Genomic DNA, 16,135 nt, shown 5'->3' with positions numbered 1-16,135 from the left:
CACCCATGCCACCGTCCTCACCGTCCTCGCCCCGTTGGCAGACGGTCTCGCCACCGGCCGCCAGGCCGTCGCCCGCCGGGGCGGCGTACTGCTCACCGCCGAACTCGCCCAGGCCGGGATCCGGGACAACACCTACAACGGGATCCTGATCCGCGCCGTCCTGCTGGAGAACGGCGCCGAACTGGGCTCGAACCGCTTCGACTTCGACGCCCACGGCACCGTCCCCCGCACCGGCTTCGTCCACACGCTCCACGACCTCGACCGCATTCACCGCTCGGGAGAGCTCGACCCCCAACCCCTGCGCAGCGCAATCGGCCAATACCTGGAGGTCTACGCCGTCGCTCCCGCCGAGCCGCCCCCGCAACACGGCGACGCCCAGGTCGCCACACGTGCCGCAGCCGCCCGGACCACGAGCCCAACCCTCCCCCTCCGGTCGAGCGACACCACGCCCGCGCCCGCTGCGCCACCCATCGACATCACCTCAGGTCCGGCAAGACGGAGCTGGTGAACTGGCCCGAGGTCACCCATGAAGCAGTGCGGGGCTCAAAGCCCTGCACTGGCACCGACGCAACCTGGAGCCCCCGTTCCGGACTTCCACTTCCACGACTGGACACCCGCCGACGATGCGAGCGCCGACGCGCAGGATCAGTTCCTCAAGGCCGACTGGTTCTATGCCCACGGGACGTACGACTTCCTCTCCCGGAGCGTGAGCCGCGACAGCCTCGACGAGTACCTGATCTACGCAGACAGAGGCGCCGACTGGGACTACCCCGGCGTCAACCGGATCTTGTGTGCGCACATCCGCCTCGACCCGGCCGAGCGCACGTTCACCATCGACAAGGCGGGCCGACCGACCTTCGAACTCGGAGCCGCCTGGCTGATCAGCCGCGGCGCCGACCCCGCCGTGTTCCGCTCCGACGTGGGCACACCCAGAGGCCCAAGCACGCTGCAGGAGGCCCAACTCCTCGAACACCTCAGGCTGTTCGGTGATCGGTACCACGTTGTCAACCACGACACCGACACCCACCAGCAGTACGAGACCTGGGCCATCCTCAAGGACACCACGGCGGACCCCGAAGACCAGAGCCGCCTCCTGCTCCTCGAACAATGGCGCTGGGACGAGCGGACATGCAAGCGGACAGTGCGACTGGCCGAGTTCGATTCCTACGACGCGATCGCGGAGTGGCTCGAGGACCGCGCAGTTCCCCTGACCACGGCCCAGGGCCGGAGCACGGCCGTTCCGGAGAGCCTTGTCCCGATCACCGGGGCGCTGGAACGCCTGCCAACAGTCGCTCGGCCGGGGCAGATCCACGCGGCGCGGATCCGAACCCTTCCCCCGGGCACCGGAAGAAGCGAAGCCCTCGGCCCCGTGCACGGCCATCATGCGAAGCCCGCAGGCCGCAGTCGCTGAAGCTCCACGGGCGTGCCTGGGCGGGCAGACGCTCGTTGGGCACCGAGAGCGCCCCCATCGGGTCGCGAATCGCGCCCTGCTCCACGCCGGACCGGCTGCCACACCCCCCGGCGGACCGGGCCGGGCAGGCGCGAAGCGCTGGGCGGGCGGGCCGCAGGGCCCGCCCGCCCAGGATCCGGCGCGGCGCTCAGGCGACCGCGTCGAAGCTCGCCCGCAGCAGCGGCATGGCCCGGTCGAGGTCCGCTGCCGAGCCGATCCGAACCTCCAGGTCCCCGGTCCCGTGGTGCCCGATCCTCGACACGTCCCGGGTGAACCCCGGCTCCAGGGGGACGGACTTCGGGTCCAGGCGGAGGAAGACCCGGAGTCCCCCGGAGAGCACCTTCACCGTGGCGAAGTTCCCGCTCCTGCGGTAGGCGATGTAGTGCCGCAACTCCACGCTGTGGGCGTCACCGAACGCCAACAGCCGACCGTCGAGCTCCTTGTACAGCGTCTGGACCTCGACCGGTGTGCTGGCCAGCCGCTGAGCGACCGTACGGCGACCGGCAGCCGGTGCGGCGGCGCTGCCCTGACCGGCCCGGGACGAGGCGCCGGCCGTGGAGGCCACCAGGTCCAGCGACAGCAGCTCCTCGCCGAAGTACTGGTACTCGACCAGGTCGATGCGGCGGCCGATCTCGCCAACGGCGTGCCGGTCGTAGCGGCTGTATGCCGCAGCCACACAGATGATCCGCGGGCTCGTCCAGTCGACCTCGTCGACCGCAGCGGCACCGAGCTTGCGGGATACGAGCGCCTCGAAGTCGGCCTGGTGGTCGCGGAGCCAAGCCATGTAGAAGAGGCCCTGGTTGATGACGTTCTCGTCACGCCCGCGCTTGTACTCCACCACCACCGGCGACCCGTCCTCGTCCAGGCCCAACGAGTCGATCCGCCCGGCGTGCACGGGACCCGTGGACACCTCCGAGTCCAGGAACCGGACACCGAGCAGCGCCGCCATGTTGCGCTCGATGTAGGCCTGCAGCTGCCGCTCCAGCGCGGCCGCCGACGCGGCGATCTCCTCCGCCAGGCCGCCGTTGGTACGGAAGAGCCTCAGCCCCATGCTTCCCCCTTGCGCCTCGCCGCCGGCCCCGCCCGGCGTACAGGAAAGCCACCCTAGTTCCCCGAAAGCGGGCAAACCAGGTCATGTTGCAGATATCTCACTTCTCGTCATGTCGGAATACCAATTCGTTGCGGCCGGTCTTCGTAGGCATGCCTGACGGTATTTCGACCCGGAGATAGGCAGCTGACGACTGCTGGTGGCGCATCGTATTCTTCGGTGATTGATGGACTCTGGACCTCCGAAAGGTGCGGGGAGGGCGGCCCGGTGGCGGACGGTGACTATGGGAACGAGGACCGGAAGAAGGTCCTAGAGGCGTGGGCCGGGGCGATCGGGCGCCCGAGTGGCGCGCACTACTCGCCGTACTCCCGCTGCCGGGAGTGTCTGACCAGCGTCGAGTGGCGGATGACCCTGCGTGGCAAGTGGGTGCCCTTCCAGCCGAAGGACTACCCCCGCGACCGGATGCCGGCGCGAGTGGCCTGGAGTGAGGACGAGGACGGGCTGATGAGGCCCGGCCGCCGCGCCGCCCGTTGCCGACTGATCCACTACGCGGTCTGTCCGGCCCGCATCGGAACCTTGGAGCCCGAACTTGATGCCATTCGGAGAATGCTGGGAGTCCGGGGCCGCAACTTCCGAATAGACAGCGGGGAGGACGAACCCCTGCGCCTGGTGTCGAACGAGTACGGGCTCTCGGTCGCCGCCCAGGAGGAAGGCGCGCTGTGGACTGCCGAGGAAGTCGCCGGGCAGCAGCCGCGCGTCGAGGTGTCGCGATGGGACAACTGGCTCCAGGTGCGTCCCCAGAATCCGGCCTCGCTCAGCGACGAGATCTATGTGGCGCTGAACCGCATGGGGGAGCGGACCGAGGACAGCTGGAGGATTCCCCGGACGCCCAAGAACGAGGGAGCGCTGCGACGGTTCGCAGTCCGGAACGACTGGACGTGGGCCGACCTGCCCGGAGCGGGCCCCGCAGGGACAGCTTGATCCGGAGGCCGGAGCCGGCAGTGCCACGGTGCGGCGCTCATCACAGATCAACAAGGTCGCGGCCGAGGGTGTGATTCGTACACTTACATCATGATCCTTGTCGAGTCCTACCCGGACGCCGCTCCTGTCGCAGAGCTGGTGGAGGCGCTCCAAGCAGTGGCCCCCGGATGCGCGAGCCTGGCCCAGCAGGAGGCCTTCGGTGACCTGCTCGCCGGAGGCGAGAAGGTGTTGCGGGTAACCCCGCACGGGCAGTGGGACTCGTGCTCGACGGGCGCGCCGCATCTGGCCTACACCGTGCGGTGGTCCGAGCCGGAGCAGTGCGGTGGCCCGGCCTCTGCCATCGACTGCCCCTACTGCGTAGAGAACGTGCTGCGGGAAGAAGTCCTCGCTGATCACTCGGGCACACGGGTGTCGCACACCTGGTGGACGGATCTGAACCTGGCCGCCGTCTTGACGGCACCCTTTGACGGTCGGGGCGAAGCGGCCTCGACAACCGCCCACCCGGCGCCCGAGAATGCCGGCGGCTCTACGGAGTCTCCGCGCCCATGGGGCGCCTGGGTCGGACTTGCTGAGGCCATTCTCGGGACCTACGAGGCTGGGGCCCGGCAGGAGTCTGGCAAGAGGCTGCTGGTCGCCATCGGGCGCTGACGCTCAAGCGGCGGAAGCCGCCCGTGACGCGGGATGTATGCGCGCCGTCGTCGAGTGCCCGACTTCGCGAGGAATGCCTGGGGCTGGGCGGGGTTCCAGCGCTCGCTGAGAGGTCCGTTCTGGAGCTGGTCCGCTCCGACTAGTCGAAGAGCCCGTAGATCTCCCGCCGCGAAGCCTCCACGGCCTCCGCCCGAGACAGCCTGCGCCCTCCCCGGCCGAGGGCCCGCTTCCATGCGGCGCTCAGCAAACGAACCACAACACAACACCTCCGTGCACGATCAATATGGGTAAGTCTATCCGGCCATGTACGCCGCGCCTGCCGGGCGACGACTGCCTCGCCATCCATGCCCACCAGAAGCCCGCTGACCGGCGTGAACAGGACGGTTCCCGCACACGAGCATGTGCGGGGACCGTCGTCGTTCCGGGGTCAGAGGAGTCTGTAGCGAGCGCAGGTCGGCCCGTATCCGGCCTGCCGAGATAGCTCATCGGTGAGGGGACGCCCGCACTCCTGGCATGTCGAGGAGGGCCCCCCGCTGGTCGGCTGGCACGACGGGGACGGCGTCAAACCTTGGCCGTTCGGCTGGCCGCGGCCGAGGGCGGAGGACACCAGAGTAGAGATGGCGACGGTTGCAACAGTCGTAGCGATCGGTCCGAGGTGCGGGCGGGCCGCCGCAGCGGCCCTCACGGTCCGTGCACGGACGTGGGCGGCGGCTGTTCGCAAGCGGGATTCCTGCTCCTGCTGGCCGCAGTCCGATGCGGCGACGGGGGCGGTGCGGGGCGTCCACCACCGGTGCGGGGAGTCGTCATCCATACTGCGGCCCTTCGCATCTTGAGGGTTGGTCAAAGACATTGTGAGGGCTTCCCGCGCGGAACGGGCTGGGCTCCTGGAATTCAGGGGCTCGGACCTCGGCAGGATCTGTAGGAGACGGCCTAGACCCGCCCCTCGTCGGCGACCGTCGGAAGCTGCTGGACCGGACGGAGTCGGACGTATGGCTGGTGACGACGGAGGGTCGCGCGGCAGATTGGGTCGCGCTGGGACTTTCTGTCGCTCGCCGGTGGCTTTGCCTCGACGGCAGGCGCGGAGCGAGGCCCGTCGCCCCGGAGCCGTGGCGGCTGACCGAACTGGATTGGCGAAGCTCCTGAGCCAGGGCTTGTGGTCACCCGCCAAACCGCCGGCTCTGCGGCAGAGTGGCGACCTGGGGCGGTTGGCGACGCGTCAGCTCCCCTCCCGCGGTGTCCATGATGTGTCCGGACGCCTGCGGATGATCCGGGACGCGACGGCACAACCTTGATCGTGCCCACGGAGGAGCGGTGAGGATGCATCGCAGGACGAACCTCGCTAGGCAGGGCGCACCCTGTCTGATCTGCGCAAACGCTGGACAACGCGGCACGCGGCGGCACGCTCTGGCATACTGTCGCCGTTGTAGGGCCGCTAGCTCAATTGGCAGAGCTGCGGACTTTTAATCCGTAGGTTCAGGGTTCGAGCCCCTGGCGGCCCACTGGATCGAGGGGGCTATACCCCCTCTGACCTGCAGCGTAGCACCCCGACTACTTCGAGTGGCCGGGGTGCTGTTGCGTTCTGGGGCCGTCTGCGTGAGCACGGCGTGAGCGGACGACGAATCAACGCCGGGTGCGGGGGCGGACCGGGTGTCCGTGAGCGACCGCGCCCGAGGCGCGAGAGCGGCGGCCGCCTCGGCCCGGGCGAAGGCCGGCTCGGATAGCACGCTCGCGTGGACGTCCGCCGTAGTGGTGACGGAGGAGTGGCCGGGCACCTCCCGGACCGCCAACAGGTCGGCCCCGGTCGCGAGGAGCGGCGTCGCCGCGACACGGCGAAGGTCGTGGAGCCGGATCGGTGGCAGGCCGGAGAGTGCGACGAGCCGCTCGAACATGTCGGTCGTCTCGCCGGGGTGCGGCCGGGTGCCGTCCGCGTCGGTGTGGACGTGGGGATCGGCTCCTCGACGCCCAACCGTCCTGCACCGGGCGTGTGGTGACCGTCCGGGAGGGCGCGGTGTGTACCCGCCATCGTGCACGTGGGCGCCGCGCGTCGCCGGTCGGTGCGGGTTGCGAGCCGCTGAGAATCGGCGCGTTTCCGGAGGGAATTCCACCGCTTTCCACACGCCACTCGAATACCGCTCGCACGCCGCTCGAAGCGGGCCCGGGCCGAACTCACCGGGGGCTCGGGCGGCAATCCCCAAAGGCCGCGCGGGGCCGACGAATTGCGACAGGGACGGATTACGAGGGGGTCCGCGGCCCCCGCCCCGACGGACGCCCCGGACCCCCTCGCGACCGCGACACGGCGGGTGAACCCGCAGCTCAGCGGCTTGCTCCGGGATCGCGGCCGGCGGCCGGCCGCCCGCCGCGGCCCCCCTCGCAGACGCGACATGACGAATAGCGAGGACTTCGACGGCTGTCGTGGCCCGGCGCACTCAAACAGACTGAATGCGCCGGGAGATCCCCGGAACACCACACCAGACCAGGATGGTTCCGATGTCCGCCGCTGCCCGCTTCCGCCTCGCCGCCGCCTCCGTTCTGCTCTCCGCCGCGCTGGCCGTGCTCGCCCTCGCCCACCAGGCGCCCGGGGTCGCCGGCAGCACCCGCCCGGTCGCCGACACCGCCGTTCCCGCCGCCGTCACCGCGCCCGTCGTCCCCACCCCCTCCCCGTCCGCCAGCGGCAACGACCTCGGCTGGGGCTGACCCCGCCGCGCACCCCGCCGCGCACCCCGCCAGGCCAGTCCGCGACCCCAGGAGGGAGAAGCACCGTGACGCACCTCGCGCCCACCCCCGCACCGCAGCCCGTGCTCACCCGGCACCCCGACCCCCTCGGACCGCCCGGACTCGGCACCCTGATCCGGAACCACCGCCACCGCGCCGGAATGACGCAACGCCAGCTGGCCGATCTCTCGACCCTGAGCGTCCGCGCGATCCGCGACCTGGAGGCGGGCAAGGTCCGCCGACCGCGGCGCGAGACCGTCCGCCTGCTCACCGATGCCCTCCGGCTCGCCGAGCCCCAGCGCCGGGCCGTCGAGGAGGCGGTGCTGCGCCTGCACCTGCGGGACGACCCGGCCGGCGCCGGCGCCGAGGACGACCGGATCGGCCCGGTCCCGCTCGCCCTGGCCACCCCGGACGGCGCCGTGATCGGCCGCGAGGACGAACTGACCTGGCTCACCCGGGCGGTGGGACACCAGCGGCAGCGGTTCGTGTCCGTCGTCGGGCTCAGCGGCATCGGCTCCAGCAGGCTCGCACTGGAGGCCGCCGGCCTGCTGCGGGAGGAACTCGGCTGGCCCGTCCTGTGGTTGGACGCCCGGCACCTGGCCGGCGGCGACCGCGGCGGCATCGGATGGGAGGTCCCCTCCCCGCCCCCGCTGCTGCGGCAGGTGGTGGAGATGCTCACCGGCCCGCCGGAGCGCGCCGCCGAGGCCCGCGCCGGACTGCTTCCCGTGCTGGGCGTCGGCAACCGCGTGCTGGTCCTCGACGGCCTCGGCGCGGCCGACCTGCGCGGCGACCGGCTGACCGAGCTGCTCCAGCGCTGCCCCGGCCTGCGGGTGATCACCACCGGCCTCGCCCCGCTGCACCTCCAGGGCGAGCAGGTGCTCCCGCTGTCCCCGCTGGCGGTGCCCCCGCCGTTCGCCGTGCCCGCGCCGCCGTCCGCCGGCTCCGGCCGGGACGCCGCCGAGGCGTTCTCCGCCGTGCGGTTGTTCGCCACCCACATGCTGCGGGTCCGGCCCGGGTTCGCGCTGCACGGACCGCAGTTGGACGCCGTCGTCGACCTCTGCCGGCTGCTGGACGGGATCCCCCGGGCGATCACCTACGCCGCCGAGTGGTGCCTGATGCACTCGCCCCGCCAGCTCGTCGACCAGGTGCGGGCCGACCCGCTGGGCCTCAGTGCGCCGTCCTCCGTCTCCGGCCCGTCGCTGCACCTGTCCCTGCAACGGAGCATCGACGCCCTGGACCCCGAGCCCGCGCTGCTGCTGCGCTGCCTGGCCGGCCTGGTCGGCCCCTGGACCCTCGGTGACGCCCACGCGCTGGTCGGCGGCACCTGGGCCGGGCTGAACCGGACGGTCCACCGGCTGGTGGTCCGCGGACTGGTCAGGCACTGCGGCTACGACGAGGAGGACCGCTTCGTCGTCCCCGCACTGCTGCGGCTGGCCCTGGCCTGCCGGGCGCCCGAAGGCGGCTGAGGACGGCTGAGGACGGCGGCGGATCCGTCCGCGCGGCGGCTCCCCGGGCCCCGGGTGGCCGGATTCCTCGGGTGATCGAACGGCTGTCGAACTATGCGGCGTGATCGTCGGCAAAGTGTGGCACTCTTGCGACTTGTCGTTGGCTCCACCAACCGTGCGACTGCGCACCAGGCAGCCCGCACAACGGCCGCGTTCCGGTCCCCCGCACATGCCGCGCGACCGGAGCCGGGGGGGACGTCGAGCCGGCGGGCACCGAGTCCGAGGGGGAAGGAACGCCGTTGGAGAGCACGCCGTCCACGCCCGGCGCCGGCATACCGCGCCTGACCCGGGCGGAGGCCCGCGCCTACGCCCACGCCGTCGATGCCGGCTCGATCACCCCGGACGCCCTGCTCGCCGAGCTGGGGCGCACCGAGCCCGGGACGGACGGCGAGCCCGTGGTCGAACGGCTGCTCGCCCTCCACCTGCTGCGCCGTTCGGCCACCGAACCCCGGCAGCTCGTCCCGGTCTCCCCGCACCTGGCCTACCAGGACCTGGTGGCCTCGATCGAGCGCGAGATCTCGCAGCTGCAGCGCGAGATGGAGGTGACCCGGGCCGACCTCGCGCCGCTCCAGGAGGTCTACGAGCGCGGCAACGCCCAGCACCTGCGGGTGGAGGCGGTCCGGGTGGTCACCGACCTCGCCGAGGTGCGGCGGATCATCACCGAGCTGGCCGGTGAGTGCCAGAGCGAGGTGATGACCTCGCAGCCCGGGGGCGCCCGGGACGAGGAGGTCCTGCACGAGTCCCTGGCCAAGGCCGAGGCCCTGCTGGAGCGCGGGGTGGGCATGCGCACCCTGTACCAGCACTCGGCCCAGTTCAGCCCCGCCACGATCACCTACGCGGAACACGTCGTTCCGCTCGGGGCCGAGATCCGGACACTCGGTGACGGGTTCATGCGGATGATCGTCTTCGACCAGCACACCGCGATCCTGCCGCTGCGCGACGACCCGTTGGGGGCGCTGATCGTCCAGGAGCCCAACCTGGTCGGCTTCGCCGCCGCCACCTTCGAGCGGGCCTGGACGATGGCCCTGCCGTTCCCCAGCCGCTACGACCGCGACCAGGTGATGGCGATCTCGACGGACATCAAGATGGCCGTCATCCGGATGCTCGCCCAGGGGTTGGACGACAAGGTGATCGCCCGGCGGATGGGCATCTCGCTGCGGACCTGCCAGCGGCACGTCGCGGAGATCATGGAACGCCTCGGCGCCCGCAGCCGGGTGCACCTCGGGTTCCTGATCAGCGAGCGCAACGTGTTCGGCCACCGCCCGCACAGCGAGGGCGACTCGGTCCTCTCGCTGAAGCCGGGCGAGCCGGCGCCGGGCGAACCGGCGGCCGGGGGCTGAGCGGGCCACCCCGACCCTGAGCGGGCCGCCCTGAGCGGCCGCCCTGAGCGGGCCGCCCGCGGGCACCGGCGACGGACCGCCCGGGCACGCGGCGGGCCGGGCCCTCCGCGCACGGCGCGGAACGCCCGGCCCCGGTACGGCGGCCGGTCCCCGGCGGGGGACCGCCGGCGGCTCACCGGCTCACTCCACCGGCTCACTTCACCGGGTGGAGCCAGCCCTCCGGGTCGGCCGCCGCGCCGTGGTGCAGGTCCGTCAGCGCCTTGCGCAGCGACAGCGTGACGGGGCCCGCCGCACCCCCGTTGACGGCGAAGTCGCCGCCCAGCCGGTCGTGGACCTCACCGACCGGGGTCACCACCGCGGCGGTGCCGCAGGCGAACATCTCCGTGATCACACCGGCCGCCGCCTCGGCGCGCAGCTGGTCCAGGCTGATCCGCTCCTCGCGCGGGACGTAGCCGAGCCGCTCGGCCAGCGTCAGCAGGGTGTTGCGGGTGACGCCGGGCAGCAGGGTCCCGGTGAGGCGCGGGCTGATCACCTCGGCGCCGGCGCCGCTGCCCCGGACGAAGAAGAGGTTCATACCGCCCATCTCCTCGATCCAGTGCTTCTCGACCGCGTCCAGCCACACGACCTGGTCGCAGCCGGCCTCCTCGGCGGCGAGCTGGGCGCGGAAGGCGGGACCGTAGTTGGCCGCGCACTTCACGTCGCCGGTGCCGCCGGGGGTGGCCCGCGGGTAGTCGTGGTTGATCCACACCTTGACGGGCTTCACGGCCGCGCCGAAGAACGCCCCGGTGATGAAGGCCATCATCAGGAACTGGTACTCGCGGGACGGGCGCAGGGCGAGGCTGGCGTCGGTGCCGTACAGCAGGGGGCGCAGGTACATGCTGAGCTCGGGGTCGTCCGAGAGCCAGTTCGCGTCGGCGGCGACGACCTCCTCGGCGGCCCGGAGGAACAGTTCCTCCGGCATCTCGGGCATGGCGAGGCGGGCGGCGGAGCGGCGGAAGCGGGCGGCGTGCATCCGCGGGCGGAAGATCGCCATGCTGTCGTCGGCCAGGCGGTACGCCTTGAGGCCCTCGAAGACGACCTGTCCGTAGTGCAGGCCGATCATCGCCGGGTTCATCGGCAGGTCCTCGCGCAGCCGCAGCTGCGGGCGGGACCAGCCGGCCTCGGGGGAGTAGGTGACGCTCACCATGTGGTCGGTGAACAGCTCGCCGTGGACGGGACGCAGCGGCTGGGGGGCGGAGATCGGGAGGGCGGTGTCCTGCACGGTCATGATCGGGCTCCTGAGGGTGTCACGGGAATTCGGTGGAGGTGGTGGTGCAAGGTTCGGGGGGGATTCGAGGAGGTCACATCGGGGGCATGAAGTAGTAGGTGTCGCGGCGGGAGAATCGGCCGTCGGGCGCGAGGGCGAAGAAGTCGGCGAACCGGAAGGCGACCCGGGTGCCGTCCTTGAGTACGCCGCGGAATTCGCCGTGGACGGCGACGCCGTCGCGGTCGGCCATCACCTGGGCCAGGCGGTGCGAGCCGGTGTCGATGACCCGGCCGGCGGTGTAGAACTCGCTGATCTGCGCGTGTCCGGCGAAGGGCTGCTCGTGGCCCGGGCGGAAGTAGACCGCGTCCGGGGTGAAGAGGGCCACCAGGCCGGCGACGTCCCCGGAGTCCACGAGGTCGTAGTAGGTGCGGACCTGCTCCTCGGCGGGGCGGGTGGCGTTCTCTTCCTGCTTCAGCATGGCGACTCTCCTGACGGTCGGTCAAGTCGGTTCGGGGATTTTTCTCCGGCAATTTCCAGAGCGTTTCCGGGAATGGCGGAGCAGCGTTCCGGGTCGCGGAACGAGGGTGCGGAGAAGGCTGTCCGACGGGTGGGGGAATTCGCATGGAAAGGGAATTCCCCCACCCGTCCTAGGAGGCCACGGGGTCGGCGGCCCGCAGCCGGGCGGCCAGCACCGGGCCGATCACGGCCAGGGCCTCGGGGCTCGTCATGGTGCCGTGCGTGACGGGCACGTCGTACAGGTCGGTCCGGCCGCCGGTGTGCGGGTGCCACGCGGCGGGGTCGGGCGCGTCGGGGGCCCGGCCCAGGGCGGCCCGGAAGAACAGCAGGTCGCCGTCGAGGCGTTCGGGCACCGCGCGGCTGCCGAGCGCCATGTGGGTGGCGAAGACCTCGGCGAGCACGGTGAGCCGGCCGCGGTCGAGGCCGGCCAGCGGGCTGCCGGGGTCGGCGGCCGACCGGACGAGGTCCTCCGGGCCCACCGGGCCCGACCCGGGGCGCGGCAGCCCCAGGGAGTCGAGCAGCGCCCCGAGGAGCTCGGGCGAGGACGGGTCCGGGATGCCGGTCCCGTACGGGTCGCGGCCGGGGTAGGCGTCCAGGAGGGCCAGCAGTGCCACCTCCTCGCCTTCGGCCCGCAGCCGGACGGCCATCTCCTGGGCGAGGACCCCGCCGAACGACCACCCGAGCAGGTGGTACGGGCCGTGCGGCTGGATCCGGCGGACCTCCCGCAGGTGCGCGGCCGCGAGCTCCCGTACGCTTCCCGGCGCCGCGCCCGTCGCGGGGGCCGGTGCCACGTCCGTCGCGGGGTCCGGTGCGGCCAGGGCGGGTGACTGGAGGCCGTACACCGGCCGCTGCCGGTCGACGTACGGGAGCAGGCCGGCGTACACCCAGGAGATCCCGGCGGCCGGGTGGACGCAGAACAGCGGCTCCCGGGTGCCGGAGCGGCGCAGCGCCAGCACCGGGTCGAGGGCGCTGCCGTCGCCGGCGGGGGTGTCCAGCCGTTCGGCGAGCAGGGCCACGGTGGGTGCCAGGAACAGCCGGCGGACCGTCAGCTCCCTGCCCAGCACCGAGCGCAGCCGGCCGACCAGCCGGGCGGCGAGCAGGGAGTGCCCGCCGAGCTCGAAGAAGTTGTCGTCGACGGTGACCGCGGGCAGGTCGAGGACCTCGGCGAACAGGCCGCACAGCACCTCCTCGCACGGGGTGCGCGGGGCCCGGCCGCCGGCGGCGGCGGTGTGCACCGGGGCGGGCAGGGCCCGGCGGTCCAGCTTGCCGTTGGCGGTGCGCGGCAGCGCGTCGAGCGCGACCACGGCGGACGGGACGAGGTAGTCGGGCAGCCGGTCGCGGGCCAGCGCGGTCAGCGCGGCGGGCTCGATCCGCTGCCCGGCGACGGGGACGGCGTACGCCACCAGCCGCTTGTCGCCCGGCCGGTCCTCGCGGACCACGGCGGCCACCTGGGCGACCGACGGGTGGGCGGCCAGCGCGGCCGCCACCTCGGAGGGCTCGATGCGGAAGCCGCGGATCTTCACCTGCTCGTCCCCGCGGCCGAGGTACTCCAGCACGCCGTCGGCGCGCCGGCGGGCCAGGTCGCCGGTGCGGTACAGCCGCGCCCCGGGCGGGCCGTACGGGTCGGCGACGAAGCGCTCGGCGGTGAGTCCGGGCCGGCCGAGGTAGCCGTGCGCCAGCCCGGCGCCGCCGAGGTACACCTCGCCGGGCACACCGGGCAGGACCGGTCGCAGGGCGGCGTCCAGGACGAGGGCCCGCTTGTGGGCGACCGGCAGGCCGATCGGGACGCCCGCCGCGCCGGTGTCCTCCGGCCGGACCGTCCGGCAGGTGGTGAATCCCATGCTCTCGGCCGGGCCGTACCCGTTGACGATCCGCAGGTCCGGCCGGGCCGCCAGGGCGGCGGCGAGGTGCCGGGCGGAGGCCGGCTCGCCGCCGGTGAACGCCGTCCGGACGCTGCCGAGCTCCGCGAGGTGCTCGTCCACCAGGTAGTTGAACAGGCTGGCGGACAGCTGGAGCATGGTGACGCCGTGCTCGGCGGTGAGCGCGGCGACCTCGGCCGGTTCGGGCCGCGACCCGGGCTGGAGCACCACCGCACCGCCGTGCAGCAGGGCGCCGAACAGCTCCAGGGCGAAGGCGTCCCAGGACACCGGGGAGCACTGCAGGAACACCTCGCCGGGGCCGAAGGCGGCGTAGTCCTGGCCGAGGTAGGTGGCCAGCAGCGCGCGGTGCGAGGCGGCGACGCCCTTGGGCGTACCGGTGGATCCCGAGGTGAACATCACGCACGCCACGTCCTCGGCGCCCGCCCGGTGGGCGGCACCGGCCGGCGGGCCGTCCGGGAGCCCGGCGAGCGCGGGGTCGTCGACCTCGACCGCGGTGACGGTGGCGGCGAGACGGCCCCGCAGCCCGCCGTCGGTGACGACGGTCCCGGCGCCGCTCGCGGTGAGGGCGGCGGACAGCCGCTCGGGCGGGAACTCGGTGTCCAGCATGGTGTAGCCGGCCCCGGCGGCGAGGGCCGCCAGCACGGCCACCACCTGGCCGCGGCCGCGGTGCAGGTGCACCCCGACCAGGTCGCCGCGCCGCACGCCGTGCGCGGCCAGGTGTCGCGCCAACCGTGCGGCGTCCGCGGCGAGTTCGCGGTAGCCGGTGCGCTCACCGGCGGAGATCAGCGCGGTCGCGTCGGGGGTGCGGGCGGCCTGCTCGGCGAACCGCTCCCACAGTGTGGTGTCCGGGACCTCCACCGGGTCGGGCAGGGCGCCGGTCAGCTGCTCGCGCAGGCCGGGCGGGAGGAGGTCGAGCTGTCCGACCGGCCGGGCCGGCGCCGCGACGGCCGACTCCAGGAGCCGGACGAACGCGTCGAGCATCCGGGCGGCGGTGGGCTCGTCGAAGAGGTCGGTCGCGTAGTCCAGCAGCAGTTCCATGCCGCCGGGCTCGCCGTCGCCGCCGCGGAACTCCTCGACGCCCACCGTGAAGTCGAACTTGGCGGAGCCCCGCCCGACCGGTATCGGCTCGGCCAGCACCGTGCCGAAGCCGGGCGCCCCGGCGGTGGCGGCGGTCTGCTGGTTCTGCAGGACGAGCATCACCTGGAACAGCGGGTGCCGGGCCGGGGACCTGGCCGGGTTGACGGCCTCCACCAGCCGGTCGAAGGGGATGTCCTGGTGGGCGTACGCGGCGAGGTCGGTCTCCCGGACGCGGGCCAGCAGCTCGGTGAAGGTCGGGTCGCCGGAGGTGTCGGTGCGCAGCACCAGGGTGTTGACGAAGAACCCGACCAGGTGGTCCAGTGCCTCGTCGGTGCGGCCGGCGATCGCGGAGCCGATCGGGATGTCGGTGCCGGCGCCGAGGCGGGTGAGCAGCGCGGCGAGGGCGGCCTGCATCACCATGAACATCGTGACCTGGTGGGTACGGGCCAGCCGGTCCAGCCCGCGGTGGCGCTCGGCGTCCAGCAGGACCTTCACGGCGTGGCCGCGGTGGCTGGGCACGGGCGGCCGCGGACGGTCCGCGGGCAGCCGGGTCTCCTCCGGCAGGTCGGCCAACTGCTGCTTCCAGTAGGCGGACTGGCGGGCGGAGCGGCTCTGCGGGTCCTCCTCGTCGCCGAGCAGTTCGCGCTGCCAGAGGGTGTAGTCGGCGTACTGGACGGGCAGCGGCTCCCAGTCGGGTGCCTCGCCGGCGGCCCGGGCGCGGTAGGCGGCGGCCAGGTCGCGGAGCAGGACGCCCAGCGACCAGCCGTCGCTGGCGATGTGGTGCATGACCAGGACGAGCACGTGGTCCCCGTCCGCGACACGGATCAGCCGGGTCCGCAGCGGAAGGTCGGCGGCCAGGTCGAAGACCCCGGTGCAGGCGGCGTCCACCGTACGGGCGAGCGCCTCCTCGGTGTCCTCGCCGGGCCGGACGGTCGGCGTGGTCACCGGCAGCGGCAGCAGCTCCAGGGCCTCGGCGAGCGGGACGATCTCCTGGGCGGGCCGGCCGTCGTGGGCGGGGAAGCGGGTGCGCAGCGCCTCGTGGCGTCCGATCAGGTCGCCGAGCGCCTGCGCGAGCGCCGTCCGGTCGAGCGGGCCCCGCAGCCGCAGTGCCGCGGGGAGGTTGTAGGTGGCGCTCGGCCCTTCCAACTGGCCGACGAACCAGAGGCGTTGTTGGGCGGGGGAGAGGGGGAGGGTGGTGGGTCGGTCGGTGCGGCGGAGGGTGGGGCGGGGGTCTTCGGTGCCGGTGGTGTCGAGGTGGTCGGCGAGTCCGGCGACGGTGGGGGTGCGGAAGAGGGTGCGGATGCCGAGTTCGGCGTCGAGGGTGGTGCGGATGCGGCTGATGAGGCGGGCGGCGAGGAGGGAGTGGCCGCCGAGGTCGAAGAAGCTGTCGTCGATCGTGACCGCCGGCAGGTTGAGGATCTCGGCGTAGAGGCCGCAGAGGATCTCCTCGCGCGGGGTGCGCGGCGGGCGTCCGTGGGAGCCGGCGGTGTGCACCGGGGCGGGCAGGGCGCGGCGGTCGAGTTTGCCGTTGGCGGTCCGCGGCAGGGTCTCCAACTGGACGAACGCTGCGGGGACCATGTACTCGGGCAGGAGGTCGGCGCAGTGGTGGCGCAGGGCCTGGGCGTTGAACTCGTGTCCGGGTGTGGGGACGAGGTAGGCGGTGAGGCGTTTGTCGCCGGGTCGGTCTTCGCGGACGAGGACGGCGCATTGGGTGATGGTGGGGTGGTGGCCG

13 protein-coding genes and 1 tRNA gene are annotated in these 16,135 nt (G+C 72.9%); 8 read left to right on the top strand and 6 right to left on the bottom strand.

Annotated features, from left to right (window positions below):
* The first annotated feature begins 34 nt into the window (after positions 1-34).
* Together ACIOFR_RS29680 and ACIOFR_RS29675 are read left to right on the top strand one after the other, a co-directional pair.
* On the top strand, positions 35-508 hold the full coding sequence (locus ACIOFR_RS29680) for a hypothetical protein (RefSeq protein ID WP_401002297.1): 474 nt from the start codon (positions 35-37) through the stop codon (positions 506-508).
* An 18-nt stretch (positions 509-526) separates the two neighbouring features.
* On the top strand, positions 527-1,411 hold the full coding sequence (locus ACIOFR_RS29675) for a hypothetical protein (RefSeq protein WP_401002296.1): 885 nt from the start codon (positions 527-529) through the stop codon (positions 1,409-1,411).
* 187 nt (positions 1,412-1,598) lie between these two features.
* On the opposite strand, the gene ACIOFR_RS29670 is transcribed toward ACIOFR_RS29675, so the two are convergent.
* Entirely contained in the window at positions 1,599-2,501 is a 903-nt protein-coding gene (locus tag ACIOFR_RS29670; protein WP_401002295.1) for a DUF5655 domain-containing protein, read from the bottom strand.
* A gap of 264 nt (positions 2,502-2,765) precedes the next feature.
* Here ACIOFR_RS29670 and ACIOFR_RS29665 point away from each other — a divergent pair, with 264 nt between their 5' ends.
* Together ACIOFR_RS29665 and ACIOFR_RS29660 are read left to right on the top strand one after the other, a co-directional pair.
* Entirely contained in the window at positions 2,766-3,479 is a 714-nt protein-coding gene (locus ACIOFR_RS29665; RefSeq protein ID WP_401002294.1) for a DUF6083 domain-containing protein, read from the top strand.
* Between the two features lie 90 nt (positions 3,480-3,569).
* Entirely contained in the window at positions 3,570-4,127 is a 558-nt protein-coding gene (locus ACIOFR_RS29660) for a hypothetical protein (RefSeq protein ID WP_401002293.1), read from the top strand.
* Positions 4,128-4,554: 427 nt separating this feature from the next.
* Here the strand turns inward: ACIOFR_RS29660 and ACIOFR_RS29655 are convergent, their stop codons facing one another.
* Positions 4,555-4,938: a DUF6011 domain-containing protein gene (locus ACIOFR_RS29655; RefSeq protein WP_401002292.1), complete on the bottom strand. Its 384-nt coding sequence runs from the start codon at positions 4,936-4,938 to the stop codon at positions 4,555-4,557.
* Positions 4,939-5,553: 615 nt separating this feature from the next.
* Between ACIOFR_RS29655 and ACIOFR_RS29650 the strand changes: the two genes are divergently transcribed.
* Positions 5,554-5,626, top strand: a tRNA-Lys gene (locus ACIOFR_RS29650).
* Here the strand turns inward: ACIOFR_RS29650 and ACIOFR_RS29645 are convergent.
* A complete protein-coding gene (locus ACIOFR_RS29645; RefSeq protein WP_401002368.1) occupies positions 5,588-6,016 on the bottom strand; it encodes a tyrosine-type recombinase/integrase in 429 nt (142 codons plus the stop codon). The two genes, ACIOFR_RS29650 and ACIOFR_RS29645, sit on opposite strands and share 39 nt — an antisense overlap.
* Positions 6,017-6,614: 598 nt before the next feature.
* Between ACIOFR_RS29645 and ACIOFR_RS29640 the strand changes: the two genes are divergently transcribed.
* The 3 genes from ACIOFR_RS29640 to ACIOFR_RS29630 all read left to right on the top strand — a co-directional run bounded on the left by ACIOFR_RS29640 (position 6,615) and on the right by ACIOFR_RS29630 (position 9,684).
* Positions 6,615-6,821, top strand: coding sequence for a hypothetical protein (locus ACIOFR_RS29640; RefSeq protein ID WP_401002291.1), 207 nt, complete (start codon positions 6,615-6,617; stop codon positions 6,819-6,821).
* 65 nt (positions 6,822-6,886) lie between these two features.
* Entirely contained in the window at positions 6,887-8,305 is a 1,419-nt protein-coding gene (locus ACIOFR_RS29635) for a helix-turn-helix domain-containing protein (protein ID WP_401002290.1), read from the top strand.
* Between the two features lie 278 nt (positions 8,306-8,583).
* Positions 8,584-9,684 carry a LuxR C-terminal-related transcriptional regulator gene (locus tag ACIOFR_RS29630; protein ID WP_401002289.1) on the top strand — a complete coding sequence of 367 codons (1,101 nt, stop codon included), beginning with the start codon at positions 8,584-8,586 and terminating at the stop codon, positions 9,682-9,684.
* A 193-nt stretch (positions 9,685-9,877) separates the two neighbouring features.
* On the opposite strand, the gene ACIOFR_RS29625 is transcribed toward ACIOFR_RS29630, so the two are convergent.
* From ACIOFR_RS29625 to ACIOFR_RS29615, 3 genes are all read right to left on the bottom strand, one after another.
* Positions 9,878-10,951 (bottom strand): branched-chain amino acid aminotransferase, encoded by a 1,074-nt coding sequence (locus tag ACIOFR_RS29625; RefSeq protein WP_401002288.1) that lies wholly within the window; start codon positions 10,949-10,951, stop codon positions 9,878-9,880.
* A gap of 73 nt (positions 10,952-11,024) precedes the next feature.
* Positions 11,025-11,408: a nuclear transport factor 2 family protein gene (locus ACIOFR_RS29620; RefSeq protein ID WP_401002287.1), complete on the bottom strand. Its 384-nt coding sequence runs from the start codon at positions 11,406-11,408 to the stop codon at positions 11,025-11,027.
* 169 nt (positions 11,409-11,577) lie between these two features.
* A partial coding sequence (locus ACIOFR_RS29615) for an amino acid adenylation domain-containing protein (RefSeq protein ID WP_401002286.1) occupies positions 11,578-16,135 on the bottom strand: 4,558 nt, incomplete at its 5' end.

Origin of the sequence: Kitasatospora sp. NPDC088346, from assembly GCF_044740765.1 — a bacterium.
Lineage (GTDB): Bacteria > Actinomycetota > Actinomycetes > Streptomycetales > Streptomycetaceae > Kitasatospora.
Note: the sequence above shows the minus strand (reverse complement) of the source record. Positions and strands in the feature narration are given on the sequence as shown.

Bases quoted from the DNA above. Each gene is read 5' to 3' on its own strand.
- ACIOFR_RS29675 (WP_401002296.1), top strand. From the start codon at position 527: ATGAAGCAGTGCGGGGCTCAAAGCCCTGCACTGGCACCGACGCAACCT.
- ACIOFR_RS29670 (WP_401002295.1), bottom strand. From the start codon at position 2,501: ATGGGGCTGAGGCTCTTCCGTACCAACGGCGGCCTGGCGGAGGAGATC.
- ACIOFR_RS29660 (WP_401002293.1), top strand. From the start codon at position 3,570: ATGATCCTTGTCGAGTCCTACCCGGACGCCGCTCCTGTCGCAGAGCTG.
- ACIOFR_RS29655 (WP_401002292.1), bottom strand. From the start codon at position 4,938: ATGGATGACGACTCCCCGCACCGGTGGTGGACGCCCCGCACCGCCCCC.
- ACIOFR_RS29645 (WP_401002368.1), bottom strand. From the start codon at position 6,016: ATGTTCGAGCGGCTCGTCGCACTCTCCGGCCTGCCACCGATCCGGCTC.
- ACIOFR_RS29640 (WP_401002291.1), top strand. From the start codon at position 6,615: ATGTCCGCCGCTGCCCGCTTCCGCCTCGCCGCCGCCTCCGTTCTGCTC.
- ACIOFR_RS29625 (WP_401002288.1), bottom strand. From the start codon at position 10,951: ATGACCGTGCAGGACACCGCCCTCCCGATCTCCGCCCCCCAGCCGCTG.
- ACIOFR_RS29620 (WP_401002287.1), bottom strand. From the start codon at position 11,408: ATGCTGAAGCAGGAAGAGAACGCCACCCGCCCCGCCGAGGAGCAGGTC.